Annotated in this window: 10 protein-coding genes; 6 read left to right on the plus strand and 4 right to left on the minus strand. The window is 48.9% G+C overall.

Annotated features, from left to right (window positions below; all coding sequences use genetic code 11):
• Nucleotides 1-58 precede the first annotated feature (58 nt).
• Nucleotides 59-742 (minus strand): ComF family protein, encoded by a 684-nt coding sequence (locus BWI97_RS18140; RefSeq protein ID WP_102202239.1) that lies wholly within the window; start codon nt 740-742, stop codon nt 59-61.
• Between the two features lie 114 nt (nt 743-856).
• On the opposite strand from BWI97_RS18140, the gene BWI97_RS18145 reads away from it, so the two are divergent.
• From BWI97_RS18145 to BWI97_RS18155, 3 genes are read left to right on the plus strand one after another with little or no spacing between them, the layout of a single operon-like run.
• Complete coding sequence (locus BWI97_RS18145; RefSeq protein ID WP_094813024.1) at nt 857-1204, plus strand: carboxymuconolactone decarboxylase family protein; 348 nt, start codon at nt 857-859, stop codon at nt 1202-1204.
• A gap of 44 nt (nt 1205-1248) precedes the next feature.
• Nucleotides 1249-1596: a hypothetical protein gene (locus BWI97_RS18150; RefSeq protein WP_094813023.1), complete on the plus strand. Its 348-nt coding sequence runs from the start codon at nt 1249-1251 to the stop codon at nt 1594-1596.
• Nucleotides 1597-1639: 43 nt separating this feature from the next.
• Nucleotides 1640-2413, plus strand: coding sequence for an exodeoxyribonuclease III (locus BWI97_RS18155; protein WP_094813021.1), 774 nt, complete (start codon nt 1640-1642; stop codon nt 2411-2413).
• A gap of 4 nt (nt 2414-2417) precedes the next feature.
• Here the strand turns inward: BWI97_RS18155 and BWI97_RS18160 are convergent, their stop codons facing one another.
• Complete coding sequence (locus tag BWI97_RS18160) at nt 2418-2747, minus strand: DUF2085 domain-containing protein (protein ID WP_102202240.1); 330 nt, start codon at nt 2745-2747, stop codon at nt 2418-2420.
• A gap of 117 nt (nt 2748-2864) precedes the next feature.
• Here BWI97_RS18160 and BWI97_RS18165 point away from each other — a divergent pair, with 117 nt between their 5' ends.
• Nucleotides 2865-4406, plus strand: a complete 1542-nt coding sequence (locus BWI97_RS18165) for a glycerol-3-phosphate dehydrogenase/oxidase (protein WP_102202241.1) — start codon at nt 2865-2867, stop codon at nt 4404-4406.
• Nucleotides 4407-4456: 50 nt separating this feature from the next.
• Here BWI97_RS18165 and BWI97_RS18170 read toward each other — a convergent pair whose 3' ends face one another.
• On the minus strand, nt 4457-4678 hold the full coding sequence (locus tag BWI97_RS18170) for a DUF2795 domain-containing protein (protein ID WP_093200032.1): 222 nt from the start codon (nt 4676-4678) through the stop codon (nt 4457-4459).
• A gap of 181 nt (nt 4679-4859) precedes the next feature.
• On the opposite strand from BWI97_RS18170, the gene BWI97_RS18175 reads away from it, so the two are divergent.
• On the plus strand, nt 4860-5630 hold the full coding sequence (locus BWI97_RS18175) for a copper homeostasis protein CutC (RefSeq protein WP_233207901.1): 771 nt from the start codon (nt 4860-4862) through the stop codon (nt 5628-5630).
• A 205-nt stretch (nt 5631-5835) separates the two neighbouring features.
• Nucleotides 5836-6603 (plus strand): geranylgeranylglyceryl/heptaprenylglyceryl phosphate synthase, encoded by a 768-nt coding sequence (locus BWI97_RS18180; RefSeq protein ID WP_094813015.1) that lies wholly within the window; start codon nt 5836-5838, stop codon nt 6601-6603.
• A gap of 91 nt (nt 6604-6694) precedes the next feature.
• Here the strand turns inward: BWI97_RS18180 and BWI97_RS18185 are convergent, their stop codons facing one another.
• A complete protein-coding gene (locus BWI97_RS18185; protein WP_233207902.1) occupies nt 6695-7240 on the minus strand; it encodes a NifU family protein in 546 nt (181 codons plus the stop codon).
• Nucleotides 7241-7445 lie beyond the last annotated feature (205 nt).

Raw genomic sequence — 7445 nt, forward strand, 5'->3', positions numbered from 1 at the left:
TATTGGTATTCAAAGGATTTAGCTTTTAAAATTACGAATTTTTTAGATTGAATCCGTTTCAAAGAGCAGTCGCCAGCGTCCAGATGTGTACTTCCCGGCAACCCTTTTCAAGCAGAACCTGAGCACAGGCTTCCAGCGTAGAGCCCGTCGTCACGACATCATCAATCAGGGCGATTCGCTGATTTTGTATGAATTCAGGCTGCGTGACGGTAAAGACATTGGCGACGTTCTGAACGCGTTCCCAGCGGGTTTTTCGGGTTTGGCTGGCCGTAGCCGTTTCTTTCTTCAACAGTTGATTCGACCAGGGAATTTCCAGTACCTGGGAAAGTCCTTCGGCAATGCTGTCGCTCTGGTTGTAGCCCCGTTGTCGCTGGCGACTTTCGTGCAGTGGAACAGGCAGTAACAAGTCCGCAGTTAGGCCCGCTGCTTTCAATTCCACCGCGAACAGACGGCCCAGCAAGGCCCCAACTTCGGGTTCGTTGTTGTACTTGAGCTGGTGTAATAGATGCTGGACTTTCCCTCCCTTGCGAAACTTGAGGTAGGCATGAGCACTGGCCACGGGGATTCTTCCGGCGAACTTGTCAGCTACGACCGAATCGCCCGTTTGCCAGCTACGGGTAACGGGCAAATCAAAGCGGCAGGTGGTACAGAGCAGGTCTTCACCTTCGGCCAGCGTTTGCTGACAGCCCAGACAAATGCGTGGAAATAACAGCGTCCAGAACGCCTGCCAGTAGCTTTTCATAATTGGGGTGAGTTTTTCGGCTAACTTCGCCGGGAAAATCAGGAGAAGCCGTACCGTTCAGTAAATGAAACGGGTAACCTTCTGACCATCACGCTTCACAATCAATCAACAGACATGGCATTAGTTGAACAATTCGACGAATACCGCAGCCGGATGAACGAACGCATTTTGGGCTCGGACAATCTGATTATCAAACGCTTATTTAACCTCGATACGAATACCTACGCCGAAGGAGCTTTAAACAGTAAGACCAAAGAACTGATTGGCCTGGCCTGCTCGATGGTACTGCGTTGCGATGATTGCGTAAAGTACCACCTGGGCAAGTGTCACGAACTAGGAGTTACCGAGGCCGAAATGCAGGAAGTATTCTCCATCGCTACAATCATTGGTGGTACGATCGTCATTCCGCACCTGCGGCGAGCCGTTGAATATTGGGACGAATTGCAGAAAGGTACCGAGTAACGTTTTTCCGAACGTTTCGAGCCGTTTTTACTGTTAGCAAGGGTATGAAACAAGAATTAGAAGATCAGGATTGGGAACAGTTGCTGGATCAGCTGGAAGGCATGATCGGCAAGCGTCCGGCGGATTTGAATGGCGTCCTGTTTTTGATTGGCGTACAGGAACTGGGCAAAGGCCATCAGTTCTTTACGAAAGAACAAAAACAGGATTTGATGCACATCGCGGTTTGTAAGGTATTGAGCTACAGTGGCTATTACGAACTCGAAGGGCTGGATGCGGATGGCTGGCCGCACTGGAAGCTGGTACAACCCCTGCCCTTTGTCGACTTGCTTAATCAGGAAACCCTGCTCAAACAGCACGTACTGGAATACTTCGAACGCGAAGGCATTATATAGCTACGGAAGAGAGAAATCTCTTCCGTTTTCCATTTTTCCCCCTATGAAATTACTTACGTACAACGTCAACGGCATTCGTTCAGCCCTGACGAAAGGTTTTGCGGAATGGCTACAGAGTACTAACGCCGATGTGGTAGCTCTGCAGGAAGTAAAATCGGAGATTCATCAGTTTGATCGCACCATCTTCGAAGACCTGGGTTATCAGCTGTACTGGTATCCGGCGGTGAAAAAAGGGTACTCCGGCGTTGCCATTCTATCCAAGCACACGCCCAAACACGTGGCATACGGTTGTGGAAACGCGATCTATGACGACGAAGGCCGCATCCTGCGGGCGGATTTTGATGATTTCTCGTTTATGAGTCTGTACCTGCCTTCGGGATCAAGTGGAGACATGCGGCAGGCGTTCAAAATGGAGTTCTTGTCTGATTTTCAGGATTACATTGATGACCTGAAAAAGGTGGTACCTAACCTGATTATTTCGGGGGATTACAACATTTGCCACCAGCCGATTGATATTCATAACCCGAAGTCCAACGCCAATTCGTCCGGCTTTCTGCCCGAAGAGCGGGCCTGGATGGGTCGTTTTCTGGAAAGTGGATTCATTGATACCTTCCGGCACTTTCATCCCGAGCCGCATCAGTATACCTGGTGGAGCTTTCGGGCCGGAGCCCGTAGCAAAAATCTGGGCTGGCGGATTGACTACCAACTGGCTACGGAATCGTTACGCGAACGATTGAAAGACGCAGCCATCTGGTCAGACATTAAACACTCCGACCATTGTCCCGTCATGCTGGAGTTAACGACGAATCACGCGTAGCCAGCTAGTACCCATCCACAACGGTTAAGGCCAAGGCCGCCGTATACGCAAAGCCAATGGTGAGCAGTACGATGCCCGTACCCGCCAGCAGGCCCGTAACCAGCCGAAGCGGATTATTGCTTTCCCGCCACTGCCAGTATTGCGTGAAGCTATCGATGAGCAGGGGAATGATCAGTACTACCGACCAGAAGGAAGCGAGCGGTCCCAGCCAGAGGCTCAAGAGGAGGCCTATTCCGTAACCCACATATAATCCTGTACAACGGGCACATACGGGAAAAGGACGACCTTTCCAGAAAAAGGAACGATCAGGGCGACGATGGCAGGCGAACCACATAGGATGTACAAGACTTTTTAGAATCAAACGTTAAGCAATTAAAAAATCTTTGATGTAGAATCGGTTTACTGCGGAAAAACTTCTATATCGCCAATGGTTCCTTTGCTCTAGCCCGTTATGAATCGTACCGCATTTTTCAATCAGTTAACTACGCAAACCTTTGATGTTTGTATCATTGGCGGAGGAGCCACCGGAGCGGGCTGTGCTCTTGACGCTGCTTTACGGGGCCTCAGCGTGTGTCTGATTGAAAAAGAAGATTTCGCGGCTCAAACGTCTTCCAAATCTACAAAGCTGATTCACGGCGGCGTTCGGTATCTCGAACAGGCCGTCAAGCAATTGAGTCCGGATCAGTTTCGAATGGTTCGTAAAGCCCTGCACGAGCGGCGTACCCTCCTGCAGAATGCTCCACACCTGACCCGATCTCTGCCGTTACTAACGCCCTGCCGAAGCTGGCTGGAAGGCATGTATTACAGCATCGGGCTGAAAATATACGATTGGATGGCGGGCTCGCGAAATATTCAGCCGAGCCGCTGGTTATCCAAAACACAGGTACTCGAACACGTGCCCCAACTTCAAACCGAACGTTTACACAGTGCCGTCTTGTACTACGATGGTCAGCTGGACGATGCCCGTTTTGCACTGGCTCTCATCAAATCGGCGGCAAAAGAAGGAGCGGTCGTACTTAACCATACGGAAGCTCTGGCCTTTGGCTATTCAAAATCCGGTAAAGTGCGGAAGCTGGAAGTCAAGGATACCCTTAATGGCCATACCTACGACATTCAGGCGAAGGTATTCGTGAATGCAACGGGCCCTTTTTCGGATCAGATCCGTACCATGGCCAATGCGAAGTCACGACCGCGTATCCGCGTGAGTCGGGGTTCCCATATTGTACTGGAAAAAAGCCATCTGCCGGGGAATACGGCTATTCTGGTACCTAAAACCGACGATGGGCGGGTACTATTTCTCATTCCCTGGAAGGATCAGGTTTTGGTAGGTACTACCGATCTGGAAGATGAACTGAGCGATACACCACGTCCAACACTGGCGGAGGAGAAATACCTGATGAGTTACGTTAATCGGTATCTGAAGACACCCATTACGGAAGCGGATATTCGGGCGGGTTTCACGGGGCAACGCCCCTTGATTGAAGCCATTTTTGCCAAGGATACGAAATCGCTGGTACGCGATCATGAGGTAGAGGTAGATGATAAAACCAAGCTTATCAGTATTTTGGGCGGCAAATGGACGACCTATCGCCTCATGGCCAGCGATACGATCGACGCGGTTTGTGAGCAATTGAAGGTGAAGAAGGACTGTTCCACCGAACAGTACCGGCTGGCGGGTGGTGAAGCCTATACACCCGATTTATTTCTGAAACTCCAGCAAACGTATGGTTTAACGGAAGAAGTGTCCCGGCATCTGGCCCGTACCTACGGAACGGAAGCAATGGATGTACTGGCCTTAACGCAGGAAAATCCGGATTGGAAACAACCGCTGGCGGCTCCGCACCCGTTTATTCAGGCCGAGGTAATCTTCGCCCGCAGACAGGAAATGGCCTGTACGCCCGAAGATCTGTTGTACCGTCGCCTGGGGCTGGGTTTAATCGATGCGGAAGCTACCCAACGCGTGTACCCATTGGTCGAGCGGTTATTGCAATAAAAAAGGCCCGAATCAATCGGGCCTAGTAATACCTATGGTTCAACAAAGAATCAATATTCGTCTTCGTTGAAGAAGAAATCATCTTTTGTCGGATAATCCGGCCAGATTTCTTCAATGCTTTCGTAAGGTTGACCGTCGTCTTCGAGTTCTTGAAGGTTCTCAACTACTTCCAGCGGAGCACCCGTCCGAATGGCATAGTCAATAAGCTCGTCTTTCGTTGCAGGCCACGGAGCATCCTCCAGATAGGAAGCAAGTTCAAGGGTCCAGTACATGCGTTTTCCCTCCTATGGAATAATGGGTTCAGAAAAATGACTGCAAAAGTAAGTCTTTTTTGCATTGCTTGGAGACTTACCGCTATTTTTCGCTTGAATAAAATAAAAAACGTTCCAAAAAAGATCGTTCTTTCGAAAAAAAATATAATTGATTTTAATTTTTACCCGTAATAATCTGACTATGAACGTATTGGAAGGTGGAATGGAACGTGTTTTGAGAAAGGTTGAAGTTTGTTCGTATTCACTGGAATCATGTTTGGCGGCTGAAAAAGCCGGAGCTGACCGAATTGAGTTATGTGCTTCCCCTTTTGAGGGCGGAACGACCCCATCTTTGGGCGTAGTACAGGCTTCTTTGAAGCATGTTTCCTTACCGATTAACGTCATGGTACGGCCTCGAGGAGGTGATTTTTGCTACGATGATCTTGAGTTTGAGGTAATGAAAGCCGAAATTGAAACATTCAAAGCAGCGGGCGTACAGGGTATTGTGCTGGGTATTTTGTTACCTGATGGACGCGTAGACGTCGAGCGTACCCGTGAACTCGTACAAGTGGCTGCCCCCCTGCCCGTTACGTTTCACCGGGCCATCGATTTTGCCCAGGACCTTGCTGAGGCGGTTGAAGACGTCATTGCGACGGGTTGTCGGATTATTCTTACCTCGGGCGGAGCCGATAAAGCTCCGGACGGTACAGCAGAATTAAAGCGAATGGTACAGCAGGCTGCTCGTCGGATCGAGATCATGGCGGGTAGTGGAGTCAATGCGGCAAATGCCGATGCCTTACTGGAAACGGGCGTACACGCGTTGCACCTGACGGGCAAAGTGAGCCGGGATAGCCGAATGGAGTACCGAAAAGAAGGGATTGCTTTGGGAGGCGTAGCCGCCGTACCGGAATACGACATTGCCTATACGGATTGGGCACGCGTAGCTCAAGTCGTCGAACGGGTGAAAAAATAGGTTACTTCGGTCTGTATTTTGTTGGAACTAAAGGCCGGATACTAGCATTTTCAAACCTAAAACCCTTTTTCCACTCAAAGTTTGTACTTTTGGCATAGGATCAACAAACACTACTGCCATGTTTGTGGTTCGTACCAATGGAATGTGCAAGGGGAATAGCCGGCTATCTTAAGGGCCGTTTCTGCTTTAACCGAATAAAATTCTCATGATAAAACCGATTCTTAATCAGTTCATTACGTATCGGGAACAAGGTCGAAAGGCATTTGCGGTTTTGATTGATCCGGACGATGTACGTTTGGATGAATTTCCTTTATTATTACAGCGGGCTCAACAGGAGCAAGTGGATTTTTTCTTTCTCGGAGGTAGTCTGATCACTCAATTTCAGATGGGTGACATCATTGCTCTCATTCGAGAATACACAACGATTCCGGTCGTATTGTTTTTAGGAAGCAATATGCACGTGCATCCGGCTGCGGATGCAGTTCTGTTTTTATCTCTGATTTCGGGTAGAAACCCAGAATATCTGATTGGACAACAGGTAGTCGCGGCTCCAATGCTGAAAAAATCAGGTCTGGAAATTCTACCGACCGGCTATTTACTGATCGATGCGGGGCAGCAAACCACGGCTTCGTACATGTCGCACACCACCCCTATTCCCAACAATAAACCAGCCGTAGCGGCGTGTACGGCGATGGCAGGAGAAATGCTGGGCTTGCGACTGACGTATCTGGATGCGGGTAGTGGAGCACTGAAAAGTATCACGCCCGAAATGATTGCCGCCGTACGCCAGAGCGTAGATACGCCGATTATTGTAGGCGGCGGTATTGATTCAACGCAAAAAGCAAAAATGGCTTTACAGGCCGGAGCCGATGTAATTGTGGTGGGGAATGGAATCGAAAAGAATCCGGATTTATTACCTGAAATCGCGGCTACGGTACGAAAATGCAATGAAGCCCTCGCCATTAATTGGTGAGCGGCGTAATCAATAAAAAGCCCGAATGCTTTACAGCGTTCGGGCTTTTGCTTTCTTGGGGAAAAGGAAAGTCTGAAAAGACTGATTGATATTATACGCCTTCGGCTTCAACCAGTTTTACTTCCGGAACCATGCGGGTCAGCAGATTTTCAATGCCTGCTTTCAGCGTCATGGTAGAAGAAGGACATCCGCTACAGGAGCCCTGTAATAAAAGCTTAACGATACCGGTATCTTCCTGAAACGAAGAGAACGTAATGGCTCCACCGTCCATTTCTACGGCAGGCTTCACGTATTGATCGAGTACCGCTTTAATCTTGATAATCGTATCACTGTCCTGCTCAGCATTGATGGCTTCGTGCTGCGTCTCGGCAGCAGCCTTCGTCAGCACCGGTTTACCACTATCCATGTACCGTTTAATCAATTGTTTGGTATCGAACAGTACTTCTTCCCATTCCGTTTCGTCGTGCTTGGTGACGGTAACAAAATTGTAGGAAATGAACACGCGTTGTACCCAGTCATATCCGAACAGCTCAACGGCCAATGGAGAATTTTTCTCCGGTGAAATAGCCTCAGAAGGAGAAGCAAAATCAAATGAAACACCTTCGGGTACCAATTCGAAGTTGATAACAAACTTCATTGAATTTGGGTTCGGAGTGGTTTCCGTATAAATAAGTACCTGCGGTCGGAGCATAATGCTGGGAGTTTCTAATGTATAGGTGTTAGGGTAACGCAAAAGCGGGCATTTGAGTTTCCGGAGTGTGCGGTTTTGGGTTTTGGGTTTTCCGTTTTCCGTTTTCCGTTTTCCGTTTTCCGTTTTCCGTTTTACGATTCGTTAACGTTCG

This window comes from Siphonobacter sp. BAB-5405, assembly GCF_002872335.1.
Classification (GTDB): Bacteria; Bacteroidota; Bacteroidia; order Cytophagales; family Spirosomataceae; genus Siphonobacter.